Raw genomic sequence first — 25,240 nt, 5'->3', positions numbered from 1 at the left:
ACACAATATTCTCTTGTCAGTTGAATCTAACGCCCGAGTCGATTCCCGACAAATTCGGCAAGAAGATTGACGCCACGATCCTCCCCGGCCAAGAATCAGTGATATACCCCTTCACCTACTCCGGAGTTTCCCCATGGCCGTCAGCGACCCCTTCCATCTTGCCATTCAGGTCCGTGATATCGACGAGGCCCGCGAGTTCTATGGCAACTTTCTCGGCTGCCCCGAAGGCCGCAGCTCCGAGTCCTGGGTCGACTTCGACCTCTACGGCCATCAGTTCGTCTGCCACCTGAACCCCGGTCTCAAGGACGCCGCCGACGCTGCCCACAAGAACCCGGTGGACGGCCACGGTGTGCCGGTGCCGCACTTCGGCGTGGTACTGGAAATGGACGCCTGGGAGGCCCTGGCCGAGAAGCTCAAGTCCCATGGCGTCAAGTTCGAGATCGAACCCTACATCCGCTTCAAGGGCGAGCCCGGCGAGCAGGCCACCATGTTCTTCAAGGACCCGTCCGGCAACGCACTGGAGTTCAAGGCGTTCAAGGATCGCGAAAGCCAGCTGTTCAAGAAGGCCTGAGAGCCCAGCGGCATCGGCAAGGCGGCTTGATCTTCAACGCCATCCTGCCCGATGCTGCATAGTCAGACTGATACCTCCATCACGACACGTCGTTTTCACCGCCACGTTTCTACAACAACAAGGTAGGCATCATGACTCGATACTCCTCCCTGGGGCTGGCCGTTGCCGTGGCCACGCTCTCCACCGCCACTGCGTTCAGCAGCGCCCAGGCCGCCGAATGGAATCTGGCGACGCCCTACGGGGATGCCAGCTTCCACACCGAGAACACCAAGCAGTTCGCCGAGGACGTGCGCGAGGCCACCGAGGGCGAGCTCGACATCACTGTGCACTCCGGCGGTTCGCTGATCAGCCACGGCGAGATCAAGCCATCGGTGCGCCGCGGTACCGTCCAGGCCGGCGAGATCTTCATGTCGATCCTGTCCAACGAGTCGCCGGTGTTCGAGCTGGACACCCTGCCGGGGCTCGCCGGCAGCTACGACGAGGCCTGGGAGCTGTGGCAGGCGAGCAAGCCGGTGATCGAGGAGCTGTTCGCCGAGCAGGGCATGAAGCCGCTGTACGCGGTGCCCTGGCCGTCACAGGGTATCTACACCGACTTCGAGTTGAATGACCCCGCCCAGTTCGAGGGGCTCAGGGTAAGAGCGCCCAACATCAATACCCAGCGCCTGACCGAGAACCTCGGCGGCCTGCCCACCGAGACCGAAGAATCCGATATCCCCACCGCCTTCTCCACCGGCCGGGTCGACGCCATGATCACCTCGGTGTCCACCGGCGAGTCGATGGCGGCCTGGGACTATGTCTCCCACTTCTCCGACGCCAACCTGTGGATTCCGAAGAACATCATCTTCGTCAATCAGAAGGCCTTCGATCGCCTGGATGAGGCGACCCAGCAAGCGCTGATGGAAGCGGCGACCGAGGCCGAAGAGCGCGGCTGGGAGGCCAGCAAGGCCGATATGGAAGGCAGCGCCCAGGCCCTGGAGGAAAACGGCATCACCATTGGCGAGCCCAACGAGGCAGTGGCCGGAGCCCTTTCCGAGGCCGGTGACAAGCTCTTCCAGGACTGGGAGAGCCGCGCCGATGACCGGGCCAAGGCGCTGATCGAGGACTACCGCGCCAATACCGAATAGCGCTCGGGACGAGCGGTGAGGGGTGTCCTCGCCGCTCGTTCGTTGTCCCGTTCACGGCCTGTCTTTCGCAACACGCCACGTCGCGGCGCCGTGCAAGAAAGGTGCGGTCAACGACTCACGGACAACGTATCGCTCCACTGACGCCAAGGATCGCCCATGAAGTTTCGCCTGATGCCGCTTTACCGCCTTGGTGGGCTAGGTGCGGCCGCCTCCATGGTCGCCATCTGCGGCCTGATCACCATCCAGGTGCTGTTTCGCCTGCTGGATGCCCTGCTGGTGCTGTTCGGCGGCGCGCGTCTTGGCCTCGAGATCACCGGGGTGTCGGAACTGGCGTCCTTCCTGCTGGTGGGCGCGACCTTTCTCGGCATGGCCTACACCTTCAGCCACCACGCCCACATCCGCATGTCGCTGGTGATCCAGCGTCTGCCGGCGGCGGTGCGCGCCTTCACCGAACTGTTCTGCCTGGCGGTGGCTTCGGCGCTCAACGCGCTGTTGTGCGTATCGCTGTGGCAACTGATGCACGAGAGCCTCGAGTTCGACGACGTCTCCTCGGGACTGCTCGCCGTTCCGCTTTGGATTCCCCAGCTGGCGTTGCTGGTCGGCATGGCGCTGATGAGCCTGGCCCTGGCCGAAGCGCTGATCTACACCGCCAGACAGGCGCTGACGGCGCCGCGCCGTTTCGAGGCCCCGGACGAGGAGCCCAGCCATGACTGACCCGAGAAACCTCGTTCGCCTGCTGCGCCTGTCTCGCCAGGAGGGCTTGCCGAGATGCTGACGATCAGTCTGGTCACCCTGCTGGCGCTGGCGGTACTGCTCGGCAGCGGCGTGTGGATCGCCTACGCCCTGCTCGGCACCGGCTTTATCGTGCTGACGCTGTTCTTTCCGCTGGAGCCCGGCCCGATCCTGGCCTCGGACTTCTGGGGCGCCAGTTACGGCTGGGACCTGACCGCGCTGCCGATGTTTGTGTGGATGGGCGAGATCCTGTTTCGCTCGGGGCTCGCCAACAACATGTTCCAGGCGCTGTCGCCCTGGCTCGGGCGTATTCCCGGACGCCTGTTGCATTCCAACATCATCGGCAGCGGGCTGTTTGCCGCGGTCTGCGGCTCCTCGGCGGCGACCTGCGCCACCGTCGGCAAGATGACCCTGCCGGAGCTTGAAAAGCGCGGCTACGACAACGACCTGGCCATCGGCACCCTGGCCAGCGCCTCGACCCTGGGGCTGTTGATTCCCCCATCGATCATGATGATCGTCTACGGCGTGGTCACCGAGCAGTCGATCTCGCGGCTGTTCATCGCCGGCGTCGGGCCGGGACTGATGCTGCTGGGTCTGTTCATGACCTACGTGATCGGCTGGTCGCTGCTGGTGGGCAATCGTCGTGGCGCGGTGGGCAAGCGCGACAGCGACATGCCGCTACGCCAGAAGCTGTCGGGAAGCCTGCAACTGCTGCCGCTGCTGGCGCTGATCGGCGGCATCCTCGGCAGCATCTACGGCGGGCTTGCCTCGCCCACCGAGGCCGCCGCCTCGGGGGTCGTGCTGTCGATGCTGATCGCTCGAGCCAACGGCCACTTCAACGCCACGATCTTCAAAGACGCCCTGTTCGCCGCGGTGCGCACCTCCTGCATGATCGCCTTCATCATCGCCGGGGCCTCGTTTCTGTCCTCGGCCATGAGCTTCACCCAGCTGCCCATGGACCTGGCCGAGAAGATCGGCGCCATGGGTCTGTCACCGGCCTGGCTGCTGGTGGTGCTGACCCTGTTCTTGCTGGTGCTGGGCTGCTTTCTCGACGGTATCTCGCTGATCCTGCTGGTGACCTCGATCATCATGCCGGTGATCGAGACCGCCGGCTTCGATCTGATCTGGTTCGGCATCTACCTGGTCATCGTGGTCGAGATGTCGCAGATCACCCCGCCGGTGGGCTTCAACCTGTTCGTGATCCAGGGCCTGACCGGGCGCGACATCATGTCGATCACCCGCGCCACGCTGCCGTTCTTCCTGCTGATGATCGTGGCCATCGTGCTGATGAGCCTGTTCCCGGGCATCGCCACCTACCTGCCCCAGGCGATGAGCGGCTGATAGACTAGTTGACAAGATGCTAGGCAGACAGGGGTACGCTACATGAACAGCAAAGTTGAAAAGTACGGCCTCCAGGCCGTGGAACGCCCGCGAATCAAGGCGACCAGAAAATTGGACCTCTCGGGTCCCGAGGGGCAGCAAATCGTCAAGTCGGAGACCAAGCTGGCGTTACGCACGCACAGAAATACCTTCCGGAAACTGGCCGACATGTAATGGAGATTATCCAGTTTCCATTTGAAAGAGTCATTGAGATCAACACCTTGATTCTAGCCACCGAGCCTGGGATGCAAGGTTCTGTGGATGTTTGAAAACTTCAGGGAGCACTGGGTCGTATTGACAATGCCATCGTCTACAGCGGGCTTTCCTGAGCACTGAACCACTTCTCCTTTAGCGGTTTCGAAATCCATCAACTTCGGCCGATAGCGCCTGGAATCGGCCAGCAGCCCCCTATCGAGAAGTCCCCTTACGCAAAGCGCTCCACCAGAAAGTCGATCAGCACGCGAACGCGTCTGGGCAGCAGGGTCGTGGCCGGCCGCACGATGGACACTGTCGTCGCCTGCTCGCTGGCGACGACGTCATCGAGCAGGCGTTCGAGCCGACCCGCCTGAAGATCCTCGTCGACCATGTACGCGGGTAGGCAGGCGATGCCTCGCCCCTGCAGACAGGCGGCGTGCAGTGTCTCCAGCGAATTGGAAAGAAACCCGGGTTGCGGGAGCCTGCTGTCCTTGATTCCCCACATGACGGCGCCCCGGCCCTGATGCAGGAACAGCCCCACATGCCGGGGCAACTCATCTTCCGCCAGCGGCCTGCCGTGGCGAGCCAGGTAGGCAGTTGCGGCGCAGATCAGCCGGGGATGCGCCACCAAGGGCCGAGCGATCAGGCTCGAATCGTCAAGCGTGGCGCTGCGAATCGCCAGGTCCATACGCTCGTGCACCAGATCGACCATCGCGTCGGTCAACGTCAGGTCGATCTCCACCGCCGGATAGCGCTCCATGAACGCCAGCAGCAGCGGCATCAACCGCTGCTTGCCCAGCGCGGTGGGCGACGTGAGGCGAATACGCCCGCGCAGCTCGCTGCGGCCTTCGGCGATACCCTGTTCCACCTGGGAAAGCCGCTCCAGCAGCCCCCGGGTCTCGCTGGCGAAGGTCTCTCCCGCTTCGGTCAGGCTCATTTGTCGCGTGGAGCGCAGGATCAGGGGGACACCCAGCCGCTGTTCCAGCCGGCTGATGCGCTTGCTTACGGCCGAGTGGGTGACGCCCAACTGGCGGGCGGCCCCTGAAAAAGTGCCGGCGTCGATGACGGCATGGAAGACGGAAAGTTCGCTGACAGTATCCATCTGTTCCTTATAGTCACAAGTCCTGTGCCTCGACAAGGGATTATCGCTGCCCCGGCGGCGTGCCAGGATGGCGGCTCCTGCTCAGGTGCCGTTCTACCGTTCCCTTTTCCCTTCCCATCGACGCTCGGAGTTTGCCCATGATCCCTTCCTGCGACACCGCGCACGACGACAACGACATCGGTCCGCTGTTCTCGCCGCTGACGCTGCCCTGCGGCCTGGTGCTGAAAAACCGCATCGCCAAGGCGGCCATCTCGGACTCACTCGGCGATGGCACCGGTCACCCTACCGAAGCCCAGGGCCGGCTCTACGAGCGCTGGGCCCAGGGCGGAGTCGCCCTGTCGCTGATCGGCGAGGTACAGGGCAGGCCCGATGTGGCCGAGAAGCCCGGTAATCTAGTCTTGAACGAGCACTCGGATCTGACGGCCTTCGAGCGACTGGCACAACGTGGCAATCAGCATGGCAGCGGCCTGTGGCTGCAGCTCGGTCACGCCGGAGCGCTGGCCTATCCGCCGACCAGTGTCGCTAGGGGCCCCAGCGCCCTCGACCTGCCGGGTCTACGCTGCGCGGCCTTGAGCCCAGACGAGATCCACGCCCTGCCCGATCAGTTTGCACGCACCGCCGCACTGGCCAGGGCGGCAGGCTTCGCCGGCGTGCAGGTCCACGCCGCCCACGGTTTCCTGCTCAGCCAGTTTCTTTCCCCGCTGTTCAACCGACGCGACGATGCCTACGGTGGCTCGATCACGGGACGCCGACGCCTGCTGCTCGAGGTGATCCAGGCGGTACGCGATGCCGTGGGGCCGGCGTTTCCGGTGGCGGTCAAGCTCAACGCCAGCGACCAGCTCGAAGGCGGGCTCGACCAGGAGGATGCGCTCGAGGTGGTGAAGTCGCTGGACAGCCAGCCCATCGACCTGATTGATATCAGCGGTGGCACCTACTTTCCCGGCGCCCGTTCTGCCTCAGACACGGGCACGGCGGCTGGCAGCCCCTACTTTCTGGCGTTTGCACGTCGGGCTCGCCGACACACGACGCTGCCGCTGATGCTGACCGGAGGCTTCAAGACACTGTCCCAGGCACGCAGCGCGGTGGATGAAGGGAGCGTGGATATCGTCGGACTGGCCCGGGCCCTGGCCATCGAGCCCGAGCTGCCCCGCCACTGGCAGCAAGGTCAGAGCGCGGGCCCGACCTTCCCACGCTTCGACACCCCGCCCGAGGGCGGCATCACCGCCTGGTACACCATGCGCCTGACGCAATTGGCCGAGGATCGCGACGACGAGTCGCCGGGATCCCTCGAGCAGGCGCTGACTGACTACGAGGCCCGCGACCAGACCCGCACGCTAGCCTGGTGTCGCCACTTCTATTCGACCCCGGGTTGATGCTGCGTCGTGCCCCAAAGCCCCTGAACGCTTCCTCGGCCCTCGCGCTCAGGCCTGGTGGCGCTGCCTGAGCGTCTCGATTACCTCTCCCAGACGACGCCTGGCCTCGCCGTCTGGCTGCTCGGCGACCAGATCATCCAGCACCTGAACCACGTCGGCGTCACGGCGAGCCCGCGCCGCCTTGCCAGTCTTGTCGCCCGCGTCGTTTGCCAGCAAGGCGCAGATCACCCGGTCCAGAGTGCCGAACAGAAAATCGATGCTGTAGCCGGCGAGAAAGCCCAGGGCGGCGCCGCTCAGCGCCACCTGTGCGCCCTGATCGGTGGGAATCTGGGAGACGAACAACACGATGGCGCCACCGGAGAGCGTGCCCAGCACGATGCGATTGACATGTTCACCGATCCGCGCGGGATCGAAGGTGCGACTGTACAGCCGGGTCGCGGTCACCCGCAGCACAAAGGCGAAGGCCCCGAGGGCACCATAAAGAAAGGGCTCGGTGTGGCGAAGTCCCTCGTAGATAAAGTCGAGCGCGGTATTCCAGTGGGTCCAGTCGAGCCCAGAGGACGGCCGGCCCGTATCGATGGCGTACATCAGCACGTTGGAGCCGATCACCGCCATCACCACCGCCCCGGTCCACCACCAAAGGCGAATCAAGTACTTGCCGGTTCGGCTGTCGCGCATTCGACCATCGCTGTCCGGGCGCGTCGCCGCCAAGGTACGTGGCGAGATACCTGGGTAGAGCCGAGACAGCCGCCGGTAGCAATCCACCACGCCGGCCAGTTCTTCGGTGGTCAACAGCTCCTTGCGATCGGTCTTTTCCTTGGCCACGAAGTAGGCGGTCAGGTCGATCTCCGGCGGGTAACCTTCGAACTCCTGGGCGTAGTCCAGCAGCGCCGTGGTGTCGTCGAGCAACTTGCGGATACGCTCTCCGCAGCCGTCTTCACTGCCGTTGCCGTTGCCGTTGCCGTTGCCGTTGCCGTTGCCGTTGCCGTTGCCGTTGCCGTTGCCGTTGCCGTTGCCGTTGCCGTTGCCGTTGCCGTTGCCGTTGCCGTTGCCGTTGCCGTTGCCGTTGCCGTTGCCGTTGCCGTTGCCGTTAACATTGTCACTATCGCTGCCGCCGTCGGCATCATCGTCCCTGCGATCGCGACGAGGCCCCTCCTGCTCTGAACTGCTCATCGACAGTGTCCTCCCTCGCTTGCCTGGGTGCGCTCGTCCACCACACAGATCAGGCCGTTGATGGTGTAGCTCTCGCCATCGGTATGAACGACGATGTGGCGATTCTCGACGTAGGCCCCCAGGTAGCTTCCACCTTCGCCCTGGCGCGTCTGGAACAGCAGCGGTGCCGGGCTGAGCTTGGCCAGGCGATCCAGCGGAGCCTGACGCGGCAGGCGATAGCGCAGGTTCACTCCGCCATCGCCGACGCTGAGCACAGCTACCTCGGGTCTCAGCGTCTGCACAAAGGTGTCGCTGGTACTGGTGTCGGAACCGTGGTGATTCAGCTTGAGCACGTCGACGTTGCCCACCTGGGCGGCGACGAAGGCCTCCATGGGTACGCTGCGAGCGCCGCCACCGGTGAGGTCGCCGCCGGTGAAGTAGCGAAAGCGCCCGTGCTCGATGATCAGTGCCACGCTGCGGGCGTTTTCACGCCGTGGATGAAGTGACTGCTCACCGACCTCGCAGAAACCGATATCCCCGGCCAGGTGCCGGCCGCCGGCTGCGGCCACCTGGATACGGGTGTCGGCGCCCAGGCGCAGCTGGGGATGATCGGGACGACAGTCGGGGATAAGCTCGATCAGCCGCGCCCCCACTGCCCGGGCCGCCGCCAGGTACTCGCCGTACTGGGTGTCGCGGCCGGTGGGAGACAGCACCTCGGGCTTGATGCCGGGTCGTTCCAGCACCGTCTCGACGGTGACGCCCGCCTCGATGAGTTCATCGAAGCCACCGATATGGTCGGCGTCATAGTGGCTGGCAAGAAAATAGTCGAGTCGATCGACCCCCAGTGCGATCAGGGCCGGCGCCACCACCCTGCGGCCATCACCGCGATTTCCCGCATCGATCAACAGACTCTGACCGCTGCCGGTATCCACTACCAGGGTGGCGTCACCCATGCCCACGTCGAGGTGCAGGATGCGCAGGTCGGCGAGGGCCGGTGTCGTTGCCAGGCAACCCAGCAGCATAGCGGCCCGGACCAGGGCACTCGGACGCCAAGCCGCCAGTAAACAAGCCGCCTGTAAACAAGACGCCGACACTCGCAAGGCCCGCATCGCCAAGGCAGGTGCAGCTATGCCCGGTACAACAAAGCCCGGTACAACAAAGCCCGGTACGACAAAGCCCGACAGCAGACGATGGAACGCCCGGCGACGGACTCCGCCCCCGAGCAGTACGCAGCTCATCCTTCACGCCTCATGCAGCATAGGAAGTTACTACTTACTTACCCTAGACTGCACAGACGGCGCTGGCGAGCCGTATCCTCCACACCGGAACCGGTTCCGGGGCCGATCCCGGGGCCTGTTCATGGGCCGGCACCGGGCCCGCGGCCAAGCCCCGCGCATCGCGACAGGTCAGGGCGACAGGTCAGTGCGCCAGGTCAGGGCGACGTGGCTGCCACCGTCGCCGCCTCGCCGGTCTGCACCTGCCACTGGGCGGCGTAGCGCCCGCCCCGGGCGATCAACTCGGCGTGGTCTCCACGCTCGACCACCTGCCCCCGCTCCATCACCACGATCTGGTCGGCGTGGACGATGGTCGAGAGCCGGTGGGCGATCATGATCACGGTACGCTCACCGCCGATACGCGACAGCGAGCGCTGAATCGCCGCCTCGGTCTCGTTGTCCACCGCACTGGTGGCCTCATCCAGCACCAGCACCGGGGGATCCTTGAGCAGCGCCCGGGCCAGCGACAGACGCTGGCGCTGCCCGCCGGACAGACGCACGCCGCGCTCGCCGACACGGGTATCGAGGCCGTCCGGCAGACGCTCGATAAACTCCCAGGCTTCGGCGGTGCGTGCCGCTGCGATGACCTCCTCATCACTGGCCTCGGGACGAGCGTAGGCGATGTTGTCACGCACGCTGCCCTCGAACAGGTAGACGTCCTGGCTGACCAGGCCGATGGCGTCGCGCAGCGCCCCTTGGCGAAGCTCCGCCACCGGGACGGCGTCGAGCTCGACCCGCCCCTGGTCGGGGTCGTGAAAGCGCAACAGCAGCTTGATCAGGGTCGACTTGCCGGAGCCGGTGGGCCCGACCAGCGCCAGGGTGCTGCCGGCGGGTACCGCCAGGTCCACGGCGTCGATGCCGGCGCCGCTGCCCGGGTAGTGAAAGCTCACTTCTGAAAAGCGCACCTCGCCACACACCGGCGTCTCGAGCTCACGGCGTCCATCGTCGCGCACCCGGATCGGGGTAGCGATCAGATCGAGGATGCGCCGGGTGCTGGCCATGGCCCGCTCGAACAGGTCGATGACCTGGGCCAGTCCGGTCAGCGGCCACAGCAGCCGCTGGGTCAGGAACACAAGCACGCCGTAGGCGCCGACGTTGAGCTCACCGGACAGCGCCTGCATGCCGCCGACGATGAAGGTGGCCAGAAACCCGGTGAGGATCGCCATGCGGATCACCGGAATAAAGGCCGAGCTGATACGAATGGCACGGCTGTTGGCGTCCACGTAGGCCTCGCTGTCGGCCTTCAGCCGAGCCGCCTCGCGGGCCTCTGCGGTAAAGCTCTTGATGGTGGCCATGCCCTGAATATTGTTGGACAGCCGGCTGGACAGCACCCCGACCTTCTCACGCACGTCGGCATAGAGGGGACCGGCCTTGCGCTGAAACACGAAGGCACCCCACAGGATCAACGGCACCGGGGTAAAGGCCAGCAGCGCGATCAGCGGCGACAGCACGAAGAACACCGCCCCCACCGCCACCACGGTGACGGCGACCTGGATCAGCGAGTTGGCACCGCCGTCGAGGAAGCGCTCGAGCTGGTTGACGTCGTCATTCATGGTGGCGACCAGCTCACCGGACGAGCGCGACTCGAAGAACCCCATGTCCAGGCGCTGCACGTGCTCGTAGGCGTCCTGACGCAGGTCGGCCTGCAGGCGCTGGGCAAGGTTGCGCCACAGGATCTGATAGAGGTACTCGAACAGCGACTCGCCGGCCCAGATAAAGAAGGTCAGCACCCCCAGCACAATGATCTGGGAGCTGGCCGAGACGAAGCCGAGCCCTGCCACGAAGCTCTGCTCCTGGTTGACCACCACGTCGATGGCCACTCCGATCAGGATCTCGGGGGCGATATCAAACAGCTTGTTGATCATCGAACACAGGGTGGCGGCGACGATCCGTCGACGATAACCGCGGGCGTAGCGCAACAGGCGCCCTAGTGCCTGCAGGCTGGATGAGCGGGACACGGCGTGAACTCCTTGCTGTCGCACCACAAGGGCGACGACCAATCCAGACGGCGCCCCAGCCGGGGCACCAACGAAAAGCGCCGCGGCCCTGGGGGCCGCGGCGCGGGTCTTGCGCTAGCACGGATGACGTCGAGACATCGACGTCAGGCCGGCTTCGCTCAGGCAGTGGCGGCCTGGTAGCGACGCTCGACTTCGTCCCAGTCCACCACGTTGAAGAAGGCGGCGATGTAGTCGGGACGCTTGTTCTGGTACTTCAGGTAGTAGGCGTGCTCCCACACGTCCAGACCCAGCACCGGCGTGTTGCCGTGCATCAGCGGGCTGTCCTGGTTCAGGGTGTTTTCCACCACCAGGGCGCCGTCCGGAGTGACGGAGAGCCAGGCCCAGCCAGAGCCGAAGCGGCCCAGCGCGGCCTTGGTGAAGGCATCCTTGAAGGCGTCAAAGCCGCCCAGTTCCTTCTCGATGGCCTCACCGACCTTGCCCTTGGGGTCGCCACCACCGTTCGGGGACATCACGGTCCAGAACAGCGAGTGGTTGGAGTGACCGCCGCCGTTGTTGATGACCGGCTGGCGCTTGTCTTCCGGCAGACGCTCCAGGTTGGAGATCAGCTCGTCGACCGGCAGATCCTCGAGACCGGTGCCTTCCAGGGCGCCGTTGAGGTTGGTGACGTAGGTGTTGTGGTGACGAGAATGGTGGATCTCCATGGTCAGCGCATCAATGGAGGGTTCCAGTGCGTCGTAGGCGTAGGGCAGTTCCGGCAGAGTATGTGCCATGGTGATACCTCCTTCCTTGTCGAAATTGGGCTGGGTTCAGGGGGGATAATCGTATCCCACTCACCAGCTTACGTCATCGTGGGCCTCATACTATAGGCAAGACGCGTTCTTCTCGCTAGCGTGCGCCACGCCAAACGCATTGCCCGCCTGGCGGTGTCGGCATCCCTGCCGCCGTTGAAGAGGCCCGATGTCGTGGACCATAGGGTGTCATCCTTTACGCCCCTTCTACAAGGGTTGATCAATTGTCTTTCAGCGCAACGCCTCCCTGACGTGCATCATTGACAATAACAAACAAATTGATAACCATTCCTATCCATTATCTTTCCTGCCCGGTCGCCCGGACCAGCCTGCCCGGACCAGCCAGCCCAAGCCACCCTGCCCCAGTCACCCAGCGGAGCCGTCTTCATGTTCGATCTTCAGTCCGCTTCCTTCGCGATCCCGGGCAAGACCCTGCTGTCGCCGACCAGCCTGAGCTTCGATGCCGGCCGGGTCCACGGACTGATCGGCCACAACGGCTCCGGCAAGTCGACTCTGCTCAAGCTGATGGCTCAGCAACAGCCGGCCAGCGAGGGGCGCATCCTGTTCAACGGCCAGCCGCTCGAAGCCTGGGGTCGCCGCGCCTTCGCCCGCGAAGTGGCCTATCTGCCGCAACACCTGCCCAGTGCCGAAAGCCTGACCTGTCGCGAGCTGATCGCCTTTGGTCGTTACCCCTGGAAGGGGCTCTTGGGTCGCTCGCGGCGCGACGATCACGAACACGTGGCCCGAGCCATGGCGCTGACCCACACCGAGGGCTTTGCCGATCGCCTGGTGGACACCCTGTCCGGCGGCGAACGCACCCGGGTGTGGCTGGCCATGCTGCTGGCCCAGGGCAGCCGCCTGCTGCTGCTCGACGAGCCACTGGCGGCGCTGGATATCGCCCATCAGGTGGAAGTGATGACCCTGGTACGCAAGCTGTCGCGGGAGCTCGACCTGGGCGTGGTCATCGTGTTGCACGACATCAACATGGCCTCACGCTTCTGTGATCGCCTGGTCGCCCTGCACAGCGGCCGCGTCATCGCCGAAGGCGACCCGCAGACGCTGATGACCGGCGACCTGCTCGAGGACATCTACGGCGTGCCGATGCAGGTGATGCCCCATCCCTCCGGCGAACACGCGGTGGCGCTGGTGCAATGAGGTTGTCCTTGAATGTCCGCCGTGCTCTGACTGTCCGCCCTTCTCTGGTGTCCCTGGCTTCCCTGCGCTTGCGTTCTGGCCTTTTTCGCTCGGGTCGTTGCCATAGCCTGGCGTGGCTGGCGCTGTCGGCCTGGCTGCTGGCGTCTCCGGCCAGTGCCGCGCCGCGTATCGCCAGCCTGGACTGGACCCTGGCCGAGACGCTGATCGCACTTGACGCGCCACCGGTGGCGCTGGCCCAGGTCGACGACTACGAAAGCTGGGTGGGGCTCGAGGCGCCGCCAGGTGCCACCGACATCGGCCTGCGTACCCAACCGAACCTGGAACTGCTGTCCGAACTCGACCCCGACGCCATCGTGATCTCGCCGATGTTCGCCAACCTGGCGCCGCGCCTTTCATCGATCGCCGAGGTCAAGCAGCTCGCCATGTACAGCGGCGAGGGCACCTTCTGGTCGCAGTCTCTGGCGCTGACCCGACAGCTCGGCCAACTGGTGGATCGCGAAAACGCCGCCGAGGCGCTGATCGAGGAGACCGAGGCCTACATCGCGGACATCGCCGCTCGACTGCCCGAGGACACCCGCCCGCTGTTGCTGCTCCAGTTCATGGATGAACGCCACGTGCGCCTGTTCGGTGAGCACAGCCTCTACCAGGCGGTGCTGAAGCGCATGGGCCTGACCAACGCCTGGCAGGGCACCACCAACGCCTGGGGCTTCAGCCTGATCGGCATCGAACAGCTGGCCAACTATCCCGAGGCCCGCATCGTGGTGGTCGAACCCTATATCGCCGGGGTCCGCGAGGCGCTGGCCGACAGTGGCCTGTGGCGCCATCTGGGCAGCGTCCAGCGCGACGACGTCGTCACCCTGCCACCGGTGTGGAGCTTCGGCGCCCTGCCCTCGGCCAGGCGCTTTGCCACCCTGCTGGGTGACGCCCTCTCCAGCAACATGCCAGATACCAGCGCTCCCGATACTAGCCCCCCCGACACCAGCGCTCCCGGCACCAGCGCTTCCGATACCCACACTCTCGGCACCAGCGCTCGCGACACCAGCGAACAGGCCACCACACCGGATCAGGCACAAGGAAATACCGATGCTCGCCGCTGAATCCCGCGCCCGCCGTACCACCGCGCTGGGCATCACCGGCCTGGTGCTGGCGGTGGCCTGCACGCTGGCCGCCTTCTACTCCCTGGCCGAGCTGGGCGGCCCACAGGCGGCGCTTGCTGCCCTGACCGATTCAGGGGCGCTCGGCGCCACCGCCCCGTCAGACCCGAATACGCTGGTGCTGCACTATAGCTGGTGGCCGCGCCTGGTGATGTCGCTGAGCGCCGGCGGCGCCCTGGGGCTGGCCGGGGTGCTGATGCAGCAGGTGCTGCGCAATCCACTGGCCGCCCCCACTACCCTGGGGGTGGCCAGCGGCGCCAACCTGGCACTGATGGTCGCCACCCTGATGGCGCCTGGCCTGCTGGTGCTGGGCCGCGAGTGGGTGGCGCTGGCCGGCGGTGGCCTGGCCATGGGTCTGGTGTTCGCCCTCGGCTGGCGCCGCGGCCTGTCACCCGGCGTCGTGGTACTCGGCGGCCTGGTGGTCAACCTCTACTTCGGCGCCCTGGCGGTGGTGCTGTTGCTGTTCAACCAGGAGGCGCTCAAGGGGGTGCTGGTGTGGGGCGCCGGCTCGCTGGCCCAGAACGGCTGGGACGGCGCGCTTTACCTGTTGCCGCGTCTGGCGATCGCCGGCGCCCTGGCCATCTGGCTGCTGCGCCCGCTGGCGCTGCTGGAACTGGATGACGCCAGCGCACGCAGCCTCGGCGTCTCGCTCAAGTGGCTGCGCCTGGGCGGGCTGGGGCTCGCGGTCTTCATCACCGGCTGTGTGGTGGCGGTGGTCGGCATCATCGGCTTTATCGGCCTGGCGGCGCCCAATATCGCGCGCATGGCCGGCGCCCGGCGTCTGCCGGCGCGGCTGGGTTGGTCGATCGCGTTCGGCGCGCTGCTGCTGGCGATCACCGACCTGGTGCTCCAGGGCGGCGTCGACGCCCTGCCTACCCTGCTGCCCACCGGGGCGACCACCGCCGCCCTGGGGGCACCGCTGCTGCTGTGGCTGATCCCGCGCCTGCGCCTGACCGCCCGGCGTCCACCGCCCAGCTCGAACCCGCAGGCCCTGCGTGCCGAGGCACCAGGGCGCCTGCTGCTGGTGCTCGCCGTGCTGCTGGCCCTGGCGGCCCTGGCCGGCATTCTGATCGGCCAGTCCAACAGCGGCTGGTCGTCGAGCCTCGACGGTGACGTTCTCGACTGGCGCTGGCCGCGCATCTTCGCCGCCGCCGGTAGCGGCGCCCTGCTGGCCATCGCCGGCACCCTGATCCAGCGAGTCACCGCCAACCCCATGGCGAGCCCGGAACTGCTGGGCATCAGCGGTGGTGCGGCGATTGCGCTGATTCTCACCATCTTCCTGGTGCCAGCGCCGAGCAACCTGACGCTGGTGGGCGCCGGCACCGTCGGCGCGCTGGTCGTGCTCGGCGTGCTGGTGGCGCTCAATCGCGCCAGCGGCTTCCAACCAGAACGCCTGCTGCTCAGCGGCGTGGCGATCACCGCGCTGTTCGACGCGGTGCGCTCCATCGTGCTGGCCGGCGGAGACCCACGTGGCCAGCAGGTCATCGCCTGGCTGTCAGGGTCGACCTACTACGTCGACCCGGTCTCGGCGCTGGTGGTACTAGGTATCGGGGCGCTGGCCGCCGTCGCCGCCCAGGCCCTGACTCGCTGGCTGGATATCCTGCCGCTGGGCGCTGCCACCGCCAAGGCACTCGGGATCCACGTCGAGCGTGCCCGCCTGGGCCTGCTGGCGACGGTGGCGATACTGACTGCGGTGGCCACTCTGATCGTCGGTCCGTTGTCCTTTGTCGGCCTGCTGGCGCCTCATATGGCGCGTCTGATGGGGCTGTCCCGGGCTCGCGCGCACCTGGCCGGGGCGGCGCTGATCGGGGCGCTGCTGATGGTGCTGGCCGACTGGGTCGGCCGCCAGCTGCTGTTTCCCCAAGAGATCCCGGCAGGCCTGGTCGCCTCGCTGATCGGCGGCAGCTACTTCATGTGGGGGTTGCGAAAGTTGTAAGCTAAAGGCGTCTTCGGTGACAAAGCCGCTCCGCCAACGAGAGAATCCCGATGCACGACAGCCTGCCCCTGCTCCGCCCTTCCCTCGCCCGCCTGGCCCTCGGCGGTAGCTGCTACTGGTGCCTGGAGGCGGTCTATCAGTCGCTGCGCGGGGTCGAATCCGTCCACCAGGGCTGGGTCGCCGCCGACGGCGAGCACTCGGACTTTCATGAAGCCGTGGTGGTGGACTATGACCCCTCTCGCCTGCCCCTGGACGTGCTGATCGAGATCCACCTTTACACCCACCGGGCCACCGCAGACCACCAGCGCCGCGACCGCTATCGCTCGGCGGTCTATGTGCTGACCGAGTCTCAGGCAGCTTCTGCTCGAGACACCCTGGCCCAGTTGCAGGATGACTTCGACGCGCCCCTTCTCACCCGAGTACTGCCGCTGGTGGACTTTCGCGCCTCGAAGGAGGACTACCAGGACTACTTCTACAGTGACCCGTCGCGGCCCTTCTGCGAACGCTGGATCACCCCAAAACTCAAGCTGTTGCTCGAGCGCTTTAGCGACGTCGCCGACGACGAGCGCCTGGCCCGGGCCGGGGTAACGACGGAGGGCGGCCGGGGCCTGGGCTAGAGAGATAGAGAGATAGAAAGATAGAAAGATAGAGAGATATGGCTATAGAAAGATAGGAATAGCGATAGCACTCGCCCCGCCTAGGCCCGCAGCCCTTCTACCGGCAGCCTCCATGCCAAGACGCCCGACCAGGAAAACCGGTCGGGCGTCTCGATTCAGAGAGTTGATCAGCGGGGCTGGAAGCCCGCCACTGGATCAGAAGCGGTACTTGATGCTGCCGACCACGCTGCGCTCCTCGCCGTAGTAGCACCAGTATTCGCAGCCTGAAACGTACTCTTCGTCGGTCAGGTTGTTGACGTTGACCTGGGCGGTCCACTGGGGCGTGATGTCATAGCTGACCTTGGCGTCCCACAGGGTGTAGGAGTCCACCGTGGCATCAGAGTAGCGCGGGCTGTCCTTGGTCTCGCCCACATAGCGCACACCGCCCCCCAGGTTCAGACCGTGCAAGGCGCCGGGGACCGCATAGTCCAACCACAACGAGGCCTGGTTACGCGGGATCAGGCCGGCGCGCAGGTCGCGCTCCTCACGACTGATATCGACGCGTACGTCGGTATAGGTGTAGGCGGCGGTGACCTTGAGGTCGTCGGTGACATAGCCCACCCCCTCGATCTCGAAACCCTGAGACTCGCGCTCACCGCCCTGGCGGTTGGCCGACTCACCACTGGTATAGAGGGTATCGCTTTCCTCGAGGTCGAACACGGCAGCAGTGATATAGCCATCCAGCCAGTCCGGGGCATACTTGACGCCGACTTCCCACTGCTCGCCCTCGCTGGGACGATAGGCGCGACCATCCGGATCGGTGCCGATCTGCGGTGAGAAGGACTCGCTGTAGCTCAAGTAGGGCGAGATGCCGTAGTCACCCAGGTACATCACGCCACCGGAGAAGGTGGTCTCGTCCTCGCTGCCGCCACCGTTATCCTCACCATCGATGCGGTTGGTCACGTCCACGCTGTCATGACGCAGGCCGGCCAGGAAGATCCAGCGGTCATCCAGGCGAAGCTGGTTCTGGGCATAGAAGCCGAGCTGTTCCTTGCCTTCCTCGTGATCGGTTCCGTTTCTGGAACTCGGGGTAAAGTTTCCGTACTCCGGATCGAAGATGTCGAAAGGCGAACCGAAGGCGAAGTCGTCGTAGTTGTCGTAGTCGATATCCAGATCCTGGTAGTCGACGCCGACCAGCAGGGTGTTCTCGGTGCGATCGCTGTACCAGCGGCCGATGGCGCGGGTATCCACCGTGACCGCGTCGAAGTCGCCGTCGCGATAGGTCAGGCCGCGCTGGGCGTTGCGGTCGTCCAGCAGGTAGGACACATAGACGTCGCGCTCGAGCAGGTCCAGGTGGCTGTAGCGGAAGTTCTGCTCGATGTCCCAGGTATCGTCGAGACGGTGGGACAGTTCGTAGCCCAGCGCCCACTGCTCGTGTTCCTGGCGCTCGTAGTCCGGCTCTCCCAGGTTGTCCTCGGGGTCGAGCTTGCCGAAGGGGGTGTTATCCACGGTGCCGTAGGGCAGCTTGAAGCCGTTGGTAGGCGTGCCGTGGTCCTTCAGGTAGCTGGCCAGGAAGGTGACGCTGGTATCCTGCGACAGATCGAGCTCCAGGCTCGGCGCCAGATAGACCCGCTGATTGTCGGTGTCCTCGATCTGGCCATCATTCTCGCGGAACAGTCCGACCATGCGATAGCGCACATCATCGCGCCCTGCCACAGGCCCCGAGACGTCGACGCCCACCTGCTCGTGGTCGTCGCTGCCGTATTGCAATTCGATCAGCCCCTGAGGCTCGTCGGTGGGACGCTTGCTGATGGCGTTGATGACACCCCCGGGAGGCGCCTCGCCATAGAGGATCGAGGCCGGCCCCTTGAGCAGTTCGACGCTCTCGAGGCCGAAGGTCTCGGTGCTCCACCAGAAGTAGCCGCCCTCACGAAACTGACGCAGGCCATCCTGGTACAGTGAGTCCTCGCCATTGAAGCCGCGAATATAGAACCACTCGGCCTTGTTGTCCTGGCCGAACGGCTGGGATACCACACCGCTGCGGTAGCGCAGCACCTCGTCGTACTTGTTGACCTGGCGGTTATCGAGTTCCTCGCGGGAGACCTGGGAGGTAGCACGAGGCGTCTCGAGCACCGGGGTCTCGACCTTCAGCGCCGAGGTGCTCACCACCATGGTGTCGCTCGTCACCTCGGTGACCGCCTCCTCCTGGGCAAACGCCATCCCCGCCCCGGCAAGCGGGGCCAGCCCCAGCGCGAGGCGCACGGCGATGGCAAGCGGGCGACGGGAGACAGGACTACCGGGCAGGAAGTCAGTGAACCGTGGGCTGGCGGATGGACGGGGACTGGCGGGTTGCATGCGGTAGGCCTCGGAGCGCATCGAAGACGACAACGAACGACGTTGAACGTTCGTGAAACATGCTCGATATGCTAATTGTTTTCATTTTTACACGCAATCAAGACCAGCTTTCATTTACAGAAATCCCGCCAAAGGCCGATGTCGATCAAGGACTGCGAAACCACCTCGCGCCATCAGCGACACCAGAGCGTCCCGTCAACCGCAGGCAGGCGAAGGCCCGAGCCAGCCATGGACGGGGCCCAAGGATGTCAGGCAGGGGTTGTGAACGAATCGCTGGATGGTGGCGAGAGCGCTCTACCGGCTGAGCGAATCGCCCTACAGCGGATCGAGCCGGGCCACGGCGTCACGACTGGCAGCCTCGCGGCTGGACCCGGTGAGTTCGACAAGCTGCCCCGAGCGCATCTCGAACAACCGGTCGGCGTGCTGAAAGTAGTGGTCGTCGTGGCTGATGGCGAACACCGTCTTGCCCATGTCCTTGAGTCGCGGCAGTAGCTCACGATAGAACACCCGTCGGAACTGCGGGTCCTGGTCGGCGGCCCATTCGTCGAGCAGCAGGATATCTCGCTCCTCGGCCACCGCCATCAACAGTGCCAGCCGCTTGCGCTGCCCCTGGGACAGCTCCGGGTTGGTGACCCGCTGGCCGTCGAAGTGAAGCTTCTCGCGCATCGCCAGGTACTCGAGCCAGTCCTCGACCAGCGCGGGGTCGGCCTTGTCACCGCCAGGGCCTATCAGGGTGTCGAACTGGTGGAAGTCGGTATACACCGCGGAAAAGCGCTGGCGATAGGCGCCCAGCTCATTGGCCCCCACCTCCTGGTCGTCGATCAAGAGACGCCCCTGGTGGGGCCGGTAGAGACCGGTCAGCAGCTTCGCCAGGGTCGACTTGCCGCTGCCGTTGCCGCCGATCAGAAATACCAGCTCGCCACGCCGCAGGGTCAGGTCCAGCGGCCCCACGGCGAAGCCCGGGCCTTTCGACGCTCGCCCTGCCCCGTCTTCTTCGTCGGCCGCTTTAGCGGGCTCGGGGTAGCGAAAGGCCACGCCTTCAAGGTGCAACCGCTGCCAACGCTCGCCATCTGCCTCCTGCACGCCGAAGTCGCCCTTGGCCTCGGCCAGATCGAGTCCACGCAGTTTGTCGAAGGCCACCTGGGCGCTTAGCAGCGTCGGCAGTGCGCCCACCGCCGAGATCAGCGGGGTGCGCAGGAACAACAAGGTCAACGAGAAGGTTGCCGCCACCTCGGTGGTGGCCCAGCCAAGCCCATTGGCCAGATAGAACACCACCCCGATGGCGCCGAGCATCATGATATTGGAGACATTGACCGCGCTCAGGTGATAGGTGTCGGCGCGGATGACGTGGTGACGATAGCGGCGGGCATCACGATCATAGGTCTCCTCGAACAGGGCTCTCGCCCGGGCGCGATTGAGCGCCAGTTCCTTGCGTCCATCGATGACCGCCTGATAGTCGCGATAGAGCGAATCTTCGGTCGCACGAACCTGGGCCAGATGGCGGTAGACCCGCCCTACCAGCCAGGCCCCTCCTGCCATGGTCAGCGTGACCCACAGCGCGGTGACCAACAGCAGTCCGGGGGACAGCCAGCCGAGATACAACGCCGAGCCCAGCGTCAGCACGATGCCCTGAACCAGCTCGGGCAGGCGTACGAAAGCGATGGTGATATTGCGGATATCGCTGGACAGACTGGCCAGTAATTCGGCGCTGCCCAGGCGTTCGAGGCGCTCGATATCGGTATCGAGGATCTGCTTGACCAGACGGCCTCTCAGGCCATAGACAAAATGATGACCCAGAGTGGTCAAGGCCAGCTGAGAGGCCAGAGTCACGGCCAGCAATGCCACGATCACCCCGAGAAACTGCGGCAGCACGCCGAGCGCATCTCCGGACACCTCGATCAAGCGGCGGTTGATAAAGGCGATGGCGCCGATACCCAGTCCGGCACTGGCAAGGCTCAGCAGCATGACGCCGATAAAGGGCCAGCGATAATGACGAAAGACGACGCTCAACAATTCCACGAAACAGGACCTCGAGGGGCGGGCCAGACGGCGCTTTCGCACCGCTTATACGGTGTCGATCGTCGCCCTGGCCATGATAATGCGGACAAGGGGCCGGTATTGTCCCAGAGGCAACACACCATGGAAAGCCGCATGCGCACCTGACTTTTCAAACAGGGACCATCCCTGAAATAGCGCCAGGTCGGCTCTCTCGAGCACGTTTGAAACAAGCTCTGTGGTGGCGTCATCGATAGGCAACAGAGCCTTGCATGTTTCTTTCACAAGACTGGCTTGAAATCTTGTACATAACCTCCACAATGATTCGTGCAACATCGCAAGTCGCAGCACAGGAACCCGCTGCGACCGATGACATCGCTGGAACCATCCGCGAGAAGGAGAAATGGAATGATCCGCAAGAATCTGCTGACTACCGCTATCGCAAGCACCGTCTTCGCCGGCACCATGGCCGTGGGCACCAACGCCTTCGCCGAGCAGAACACCGCTCAGAATAATGGCGCCGGTAACCAGCAGCAGGCTCAGGGCCTCTACTCCGCCGATGAGCTGATGGACGCCGACGTTTTCGCCAAGGGTTCGAGCGAGGATGAAGTGGGCGAAGTCGAGGACATCCTTCTCGACAATGACATGAAGGTCCGCGCCATCGTCGTCGAAGCGGGCGACCTGCTTGACCTCGGCGGCAGCGAGTATGTGGTCGAAACCGGCAACTTCACCGTGCAGACTGCCAACGGCGACAGCCTCGACAACATCGAGTACAGCGTTCATCTGGACATGACTCAGGACGAGGTGTCCCAGCTGCCCGAATACACCGACACCTGGTGGAACCAGACCAAGTCCAGCGTTCAGCAGGCCTGGATGGACACCAAGGAAGGCGCCCAGAGCGCCTGGCAGACCACCAAGTCTGCTACCGCCAACGCTCTGACCAGCGCTGGCAACGCCATCGAAGGCGCGGGCGACAATGCCCAGGACGCCGCTCAGGACGCTACCAACTAAGAGCGATCCGAAGCTGACGGGCAGCGCCCGTCAGCCAGAGAACACACCCGGCCTTCGCGCCGGGTGTGTTGCGTCTGGCTCCCCGAATTCGCTTCCCTCAAGGCCTGCATTTCCGTTCGGCCCCGCCAACCATGACCCGCCGCCGACTATTCCTCGCGCCGACTATGCCTCGCGCCAACCAGGCCCTGCCGACCAAGACCTGGCGACTAGGCCTCGCGCCAACTAGGCGCTGTCCGAAAAGTCGACGAGCGAAGGTTAGACAAGGCAAAAATCGGTGAGACAGCGCAGTTTACGGGGTGTAAATGAGCATGTTGATCCGATTTTTAACGCCGTATTACCGAGCGCAGGCACTTTTCAGACAAGCCCTAGGCCCTCCGACTAAGCCCTGCCAGCAATGGCTTGCCGGTCAGCGGGTCTTCCACCAGCGAGCAGTCCACGTCGTAGAGTTGCCTGACCAGTGCCGGCGTCACCACCTTTTCCGGCTCGCCCTCTGCCACCAGGCGCCCATCGCGCATGGCGACCAGGTGATCGGCGTAGCGGCAGGCGCTGGAAAGATCGTGGACCACCATGATCACCGTACGCCCTCGCTCCACCAGCCGATGCAGCAGTTCGAAGACCTCCAGCTGGTGACCCAGATCCAGCGCCGAGGTGGGCTCGTCGAGCAGAATGATCGGTGTCTGCTGGGCGATGGTCATGGCGATCCAGGCGCGCTGGCGCTGACCGCCGGACAGGGTATCGAGGGCGCGTTCGGCCAGGTCCTCAAGCCCCGCCGCGGCGATGGCGCGCGCCACCACCGCCTGGTCCTCCTCGCTCCACTGGCGATACCAGGCCTGGTGGGGCTGGCGCCCGAAGCGAATCAGGTCGCTGACGCTCAGCCCCTCCGGGGCCGACGCTTCCTGGGGCAACAGGGCGATGCAGCGGGCCAGCTTGCGCGCCGCAAACCGCTTGAGGTCCTGGCCTTCGAGCCAGACGCGCCCGCCACTTGGTGCATGCAGGCGGGACAGCCCGGCCAGCAGCGTCGACTTGCCGCAGCCGTTGGGGCCGACGATGGCGGTGAGCTTGCCCCGCGGGATCGTCAGGTCGAGACCATCGATGACCTTGTGACGGCCGTGGCAGAGCACCAGATCCTCGACCACATAGGGATGCGGCACTGCGGTGTCCCGCTGCTGGCCCGAATCCGGGTGCGAAGCCACCTCGGCCCGGGGAATTCCATCGGATCGTGAAGACAGCGTCAGTGACATCAAGGTCCCCTTGCACAAGCGCCCCCGGCCACCATTGGCCCGGGAGCGGGTCAATATGAATTCAGCGGCGAATCAGTATCCACAGAAGCCAGGGGCCACCGACCACGGCGGTGACGATGCCCACCGGCAGCTCCAGCGGCGCCAGCATCAATCGTCCCGCCAGGTCGGCCAGCACCATCACCGCCGCCCCGGCCAGGGCCGCACCGGTCAGCGGGACCTGACGGTTGCCGCACAGATGGCGCGCGATTTCCGGACCCAAAAGCCCCACCATGCCGACCGGCCCCGCCACCGATACCGCCAGCGCCGTCAACGCCACCGATACCACCAGTACCTGCAGCCTGCGACGCCTGAGCGGCGTTCCCAGGCCGAGTGCCACGGCGTCGCTGAAACGCATCAGGCTAAGCGAGCGCGACAGCCACAGCGCCACCGGGGTGAGCAGCGCAAGACCGATGGCGAGAACGACGACGGCTCCGGCCGGCCGTGAGTTCAGGGTGCCCACGGTCCAGGGGTAGGCGGCGTTGGCCGCATCGATGGCGGCACGCGACAGTATCAGCTGGGTCACCGCGGCGAAGATCGCCCCGACGCCGATGCCGGCGACGATAAAGCGATAGCCCTTGGCACCGCCCCCGGCGGCCAGACCGAAAGTCAGGGCCGCTGCGGTGGCTGCCCCGGTCAACGCCATGGCAGAAGGCGCCAGGCTCAAGCCCATCCCCACCACCGAGGCCACCGCAAAGGCGGTGGCACCGTTGTCGATGCCGATGATGCCGGGCGTGGCCAGACGGTTGCGCGCCAGCGTCTGCATCAGGCAGCCCGACAGCCCGAAGGCGGCGCCGCTGGCAAGCGCCGCCAACAGCCGTGGCAGGCGTAACTGTTCCACCACGAAGGTATCGAGCATCGCGCCCTGTCCATTGATGACCGCCCAGATTTTACCCGGCGACAGCGGTTTCTCGCCGAGGCACAGATAGGCCAGGCTCGCCCCGACCAGCAAGACAGCGAGCAACAGGGCGCCGAAAAGCTGGCGTCGATCGACCAGCAGGCTGAACCGCCCACTGCGCAGCAGCCACATGCCGTCGGGGGTAGCGCTGGCATCGCGGCGGCCGTGACAGTCGCGATATTCATCCGACGAGCGGGTGGCGGCGGCAGACAAGCAACGATCATCCAGCATAGTCACAGGCTCGGCAGACGGCGGGCGCGAACGACGCTGATCAGCACCGGCGCCCCGCATAGCGCGGTCAGCACCCCCAGCGGCATCTCCGAGGGCGCCACCAGGCGGCGCGAGATCACGTCGGCGGTCAGCACCAGCAGAGGCCCCAGCGGCAGGCACAGCCACAGGGTGCGACGCAGCTCCGGGCCGGCGATGGCACGGGCGATAAAGGGCACCACCAGGCCGACGAAGGCGATCGGCCCGGCGATGGCGGTGGCCCCGCCCACCAGCAGGGCGACGATCAGGATGGCCAATAGCCGCAGTCGCCCCGGATGGTGACCGAGACCGGCGCTGGCGCGCTCGCCCAGCGCCAGGCTGGCCAGCGGCCGCACCACCATCACCAGCACCAGCGCCGCCAGCGCCATGCTTGGCAGTACCGCCAGCAGGTCGTCGAGCCGCCGTCCCGACAGGCTACCCACCACCCAGAAACGAATCTCGTCGGCGGCGCGCCGGTCGGTGATCAGGATCAACGAGGTCATCGCGCCAAGCAGCCCCGAAAAGGCCGCCCCCGCCAGCACCAGGCGCACCGGATCGGCGCCGAGCCCACGGATGCGGCTGACCCCGAGCACGCACAGACAGCCGAGCAAGGCCCCCAGCTGGGCCACGCCGATGCGCAGCTCCAGCAGGCTGCCACCCAGCAGCAACATCAGCGCGACGGCAAAGGCGGCGCCGGCGCTGACGCCGAGCAGGCCCGGCTCAGCCAGGGGATTGCGGGTGATCGACTGCAGCAGGGTGCCGGAGACGCCCAGCGCCACCCCGACCACCAGGCCGACCAGGGTCCGCGGCAGCCTCAGGTCCCACACCACGAAGCGTGCCTCCTCGCTGCCCAGGCCCAGCAGCGCCTGAAACGACGGCACCGGGCCGATCTCCCCGGCACCCACGACAAGGCTCGCCATGATGGCGAGCCCAAGCAGAACGACAAGGCCGAACAGGATTCCTGCGGG

21 protein-coding genes are annotated in these 25,240 nt (G+C 65.4%); 11 read left to right on the top strand and 10 right to left on the bottom strand.

Annotation, left to right across the window (positions count from 1 at the left end; all coding sequences use genetic code 11):
- The first annotated feature begins 133 nt into the window (after positions 1-133).
- The 5 genes from C9F12_RS06165 to C9F12_RS06145 all read left to right on the top strand — a co-directional run bounded on the left by C9F12_RS06165 (position 134) and on the right by C9F12_RS06145 (position 3,981).
- Complete coding sequence (locus tag C9F12_RS06165; RefSeq protein ID WP_045992313.1) at positions 134-571, top strand: VOC family protein; 438 nt, start codon at positions 134-136, stop codon at positions 569-571.
- 131 nt (positions 572-702) lie between these two features.
- The gene (locus C9F12_RS06160) at positions 703-1,695 is read left to right on the top strand and encodes a TRAP transporter substrate-binding protein (RefSeq protein ID WP_108448301.1); all 993 of its coding nucleotides are present in this window, start codon (positions 703-705) and stop codon (positions 1,693-1,695) included.
- Positions 1,696-1,851: 156 nt separating this feature from the next.
- Entirely contained in the window at positions 1,852-2,409 is a 558-nt protein-coding gene (locus C9F12_RS06155; protein WP_108448300.1) for a TRAP transporter small permease, read from the top strand.
- 54 nt (positions 2,410-2,463) lie between these two features.
- A complete protein-coding gene (locus tag C9F12_RS06150) occupies positions 2,464-3,768 on the top strand; it encodes a TRAP transporter large permease subunit (protein WP_108448299.1) in 1,305 nt (434 codons plus the stop codon).
- A 42-nt stretch (positions 3,769-3,810) separates the two neighbouring features.
- Entirely contained in the window at positions 3,811-3,981 is a 171-nt protein-coding gene (locus C9F12_RS06145) for an acetyltransferase (RefSeq protein ID WP_108132496.1), read from the top strand.
- A 250-nt stretch (positions 3,982-4,231) separates the two neighbouring features.
- On the opposite strand, the gene C9F12_RS06135 is transcribed toward C9F12_RS06145, so the two are convergent.
- On the bottom strand, positions 4,232-5,104 hold the full coding sequence (locus tag C9F12_RS06135) for a LysR family transcriptional regulator (protein WP_108448298.1): 873 nt from the start codon (positions 5,102-5,104) through the stop codon (positions 4,232-4,234).
- A 137-nt stretch (positions 5,105-5,241) separates the two neighbouring features.
- On the opposite strand from C9F12_RS06135, the gene C9F12_RS06130 reads away from it, so the two are divergent.
- Positions 5,242-6,477, top strand: coding sequence for an oxidoreductase (locus tag C9F12_RS06130; RefSeq protein ID WP_108448297.1), 1,236 nt, complete (start codon positions 5,242-5,244; stop codon positions 6,475-6,477).
- Between the two features lie 48 nt (positions 6,478-6,525).
- On the opposite strand, the gene C9F12_RS22475 is transcribed toward C9F12_RS06130, so the two are convergent.
- From C9F12_RS22475 to C9F12_RS06105, 4 genes are all read right to left on the bottom strand, one after another.
- Entirely contained in the window at positions 6,526-7,650 is a 1,125-nt protein-coding gene (locus C9F12_RS22475) for a hypothetical protein (protein ID WP_162816399.1), read from the bottom strand.
- Positions 7,647-8,651 (bottom strand): MBL fold metallo-hydrolase, encoded by a 1,005-nt coding sequence (locus C9F12_RS06115; protein WP_162816398.1) that lies wholly within the window; start codon positions 8,649-8,651, stop codon positions 7,647-7,649. Before C9F12_RS06115 ends, C9F12_RS22475 begins: the two co-directional genes overlap by 4 nt.
- A gap of 410 nt (positions 8,652-9,061) precedes the next feature.
- Positions 9,062-10,861, bottom strand: a complete 1,800-nt coding sequence (locus C9F12_RS06110) for an ABC transporter ATP-binding protein (protein WP_108448294.1) — start codon at positions 10,859-10,861, stop codon at positions 9,062-9,064.
- Between the two features lie 158 nt (positions 10,862-11,019).
- On the bottom strand, positions 11,020-11,631 hold the full coding sequence (locus C9F12_RS06105) for a superoxide dismutase (RefSeq protein WP_045992322.1): 612 nt from the start codon (positions 11,629-11,631) through the stop codon (positions 11,020-11,022).
- A 405-nt stretch (positions 11,632-12,036) separates the two neighbouring features.
- On the opposite strand from C9F12_RS06105, the gene C9F12_RS06100 reads away from it, so the two are divergent.
- The 4 genes from C9F12_RS06100 (at position 12,037) to C9F12_RS06085 (ending at position 16,511) form a co-directional block, all read left to right on the top strand.
- Positions 12,037-12,804, top strand: coding sequence for an ATP-binding cassette domain-containing protein (locus C9F12_RS06100; protein ID WP_045992323.1), 768 nt, complete (start codon positions 12,037-12,039; stop codon positions 12,802-12,804).
- Between the two features lie 68 nt (positions 12,805-12,872).
- Positions 12,873-13,901 carry an iron-siderophore ABC transporter substrate-binding protein gene (locus C9F12_RS06095; protein ID WP_240184185.1) on the top strand — a complete coding sequence of 343 codons (1,029 nt, stop codon included), beginning with the start codon at positions 12,873-12,875 and terminating at the stop codon, positions 13,899-13,901.
- Positions 13,888-15,894 (top strand): Fe(3+)-hydroxamate ABC transporter permease FhuB, encoded by a 2,007-nt coding sequence (gene fhuB / locus C9F12_RS06090; protein ID WP_108448292.1) that lies wholly within the window; start codon positions 13,888-13,890, stop codon positions 15,892-15,894. The genes C9F12_RS06095 and fhuB overlap by 14 nt, the downstream gene beginning before the upstream one ends.
- 50 nt (positions 15,895-15,944) lie before the next feature.
- The gene (locus tag C9F12_RS06085; RefSeq protein WP_108448291.1) at positions 15,945-16,511 is read left to right on the top strand and encodes a peptide-methionine (S)-S-oxide reductase; all 567 of its coding nucleotides are present in this window, start codon (positions 15,945-15,947) and stop codon (positions 16,509-16,511) included.
- Between the two features lie 195 nt (positions 16,512-16,706).
- Here C9F12_RS06085 and C9F12_RS06080 read toward each other — a convergent pair whose 3' ends face one another.
- Together C9F12_RS06080 and C9F12_RS06075 are read right to left on the bottom strand one after the other, a co-directional pair.
- Complete coding sequence (locus C9F12_RS06080; protein WP_345840276.1) at positions 16,707-18,845, bottom strand: TonB-dependent siderophore receptor; 2,139 nt, start codon at positions 18,843-18,845, stop codon at positions 16,707-16,709.
- Between the two features lie 315 nt (positions 18,846-19,160).
- Positions 19,161-20,864 carry a multidrug ABC transporter permease/ATP-binding protein gene (locus tag C9F12_RS06075; protein WP_108448290.1) on the bottom strand — a complete coding sequence of 568 codons (1,704 nt, stop codon included), beginning with the start codon at positions 20,862-20,864 and terminating at the stop codon, positions 19,161-19,163.
- 384 nt (positions 20,865-21,248) lie between these two features.
- Between C9F12_RS06075 and C9F12_RS06065 the strand changes: the two genes are divergently transcribed.
- Positions 21,249-21,851: a hypothetical protein gene (locus C9F12_RS06065; protein ID WP_052704314.1), complete on the top strand. Its 603-nt coding sequence runs from the start codon at positions 21,249-21,251 to the stop codon at positions 21,849-21,851.
- A 365-nt stretch (positions 21,852-22,216) separates the two neighbouring features.
- Here the strand turns inward: C9F12_RS06065 and C9F12_RS06060 are convergent, their stop codons facing one another.
- The 3 genes from C9F12_RS06060 to C9F12_RS06050 form a co-directional block, all read right to left on the bottom strand.
- The gene (locus C9F12_RS06060; protein WP_083970345.1) at positions 22,217-23,092 is read right to left on the bottom strand and encodes an ABC transporter ATP-binding protein; all 876 of its coding nucleotides are present in this window, start codon (positions 23,090-23,092) and stop codon (positions 22,217-22,219) included.
- A gap of 61 nt (positions 23,093-23,153) precedes the next feature.
- Positions 23,154-24,158 (bottom strand): iron ABC transporter permease, encoded by a 1,005-nt coding sequence (locus tag C9F12_RS06055; protein WP_108448378.1) that lies wholly within the window; start codon positions 24,156-24,158, stop codon positions 23,154-23,156.
- A 101-nt stretch (positions 24,159-24,259) separates the two neighbouring features.
- On the bottom strand, positions 24,260-25,228 hold the full coding sequence (locus C9F12_RS06050) for an iron ABC transporter permease (RefSeq protein ID WP_275886753.1): 969 nt from the start codon (positions 25,226-25,228) through the stop codon (positions 24,260-24,262).
- Positions 25,229-25,240 lie beyond the last annotated feature (12 nt).

Origin of the sequence: Halomonas sp. BN3-1 (assembly GCF_003056325.1) — a bacterium.
In the GTDB taxonomy this organism is placed as follows: Bacteria; Pseudomonadota; Gammaproteobacteria; order Pseudomonadales; family Halomonadaceae; genus Halomonas; species Halomonas litopenaei.
Note: the sequence above shows the minus strand (reverse complement) of the source record. Positions and strands in the feature narration are given on the sequence as shown.

Coding starts and splice junctions, on each gene's coding strand:
- C9F12_RS06100 (WP_045992323.1), top strand. CDS start 12,037: ATGTTCGATCTTCAGTCCGCTTCCTTCGCGATCCCGGGCAAGACCCTG.
- fhuB (WP_108448292.1), top strand. CDS start 13,888: ATGCTCGCCGCTGAATCCCGCGCCCGCCGTACCACCGCGCTGGGCATC.
- C9F12_RS06135 (WP_108448298.1), bottom strand. CDS start 5,104: ATGGATACTGTCAGCGAACTTTCCGTCTTCCATGCCGTCATCGACGCC.
- C9F12_RS06055 (WP_108448378.1), bottom strand. CDS start 24,158: ATGTGGCTGCTGCGCAGTGGGCGGTTCAGCCTGCTGGTCGATCGACGC.
- C9F12_RS06145 (WP_108132496.1), top strand. CDS start 3,811: ATGAACAGCAAAGTTGAAAAGTACGGCCTCCAGGCCGTGGAACGCCCG.
- C9F12_RS06060 (WP_083970345.1), bottom strand. CDS start 23,092: ATGTCACTGACGCTGTCTTCACGATCCGATGGAATTCCCCGGGCCGAG.
- C9F12_RS22475 (WP_162816399.1), bottom strand. CDS start 7,650: ATGAGCAGTTCAGAGCAGGAGGGGCCTCGTCGCGATCGCAGGGACGAT.
- C9F12_RS06155 (WP_108448300.1), top strand. CDS start 1,852: ATGAAGTTTCGCCTGATGCCGCTTTACCGCCTTGGTGGGCTAGGTGCG.
- C9F12_RS06105 (WP_045992322.1), bottom strand. CDS start 11,631: ATGGCACATACTCTGCCGGAACTGCCCTACGCCTACGACGCACTGGAA.
- C9F12_RS06115 (WP_162816398.1), bottom strand. CDS start 8,651: ATGCTGCTGGGTTGCCTGGCAACGACACCGGCCCTCGCCGACCTGCGC.
- C9F12_RS06150 (WP_108448299.1), top strand. CDS start 2,464: ATGCTGACGATCAGTCTGGTCACCCTGCTGGCGCTGGCGGTACTGCTC.
- C9F12_RS06085 (WP_108448291.1), top strand. CDS start 15,945: ATGCACGACAGCCTGCCCCTGCTCCGCCCTTCCCTCGCCCGCCTGGCC.
- C9F12_RS06160 (WP_108448301.1), top strand. CDS start 703: ATGACTCGATACTCCTCCCTGGGGCTGGCCGTTGCCGTGGCCACGCTC.
- C9F12_RS06130 (WP_108448297.1), top strand. CDS start 5,242: ATGATCCCTTCCTGCGACACCGCGCACGACGACAACGACATCGGTCCG.
- C9F12_RS06165 (WP_045992313.1), top strand. CDS start 134: ATGGCCGTCAGCGACCCCTTCCATCTTGCCATTCAGGTCCGTGATATC.
- C9F12_RS06065 (WP_052704314.1), top strand. CDS start 21,249: ATGATCCGCAAGAATCTGCTGACTACCGCTATCGCAAGCACCGTCTTC.
- C9F12_RS06080 (WP_345840276.1), bottom strand. CDS start 18,845: ATGCAACCCGCCAGTCCCCGTCCATCCGCCAGCCCACGGTTCACTGAC.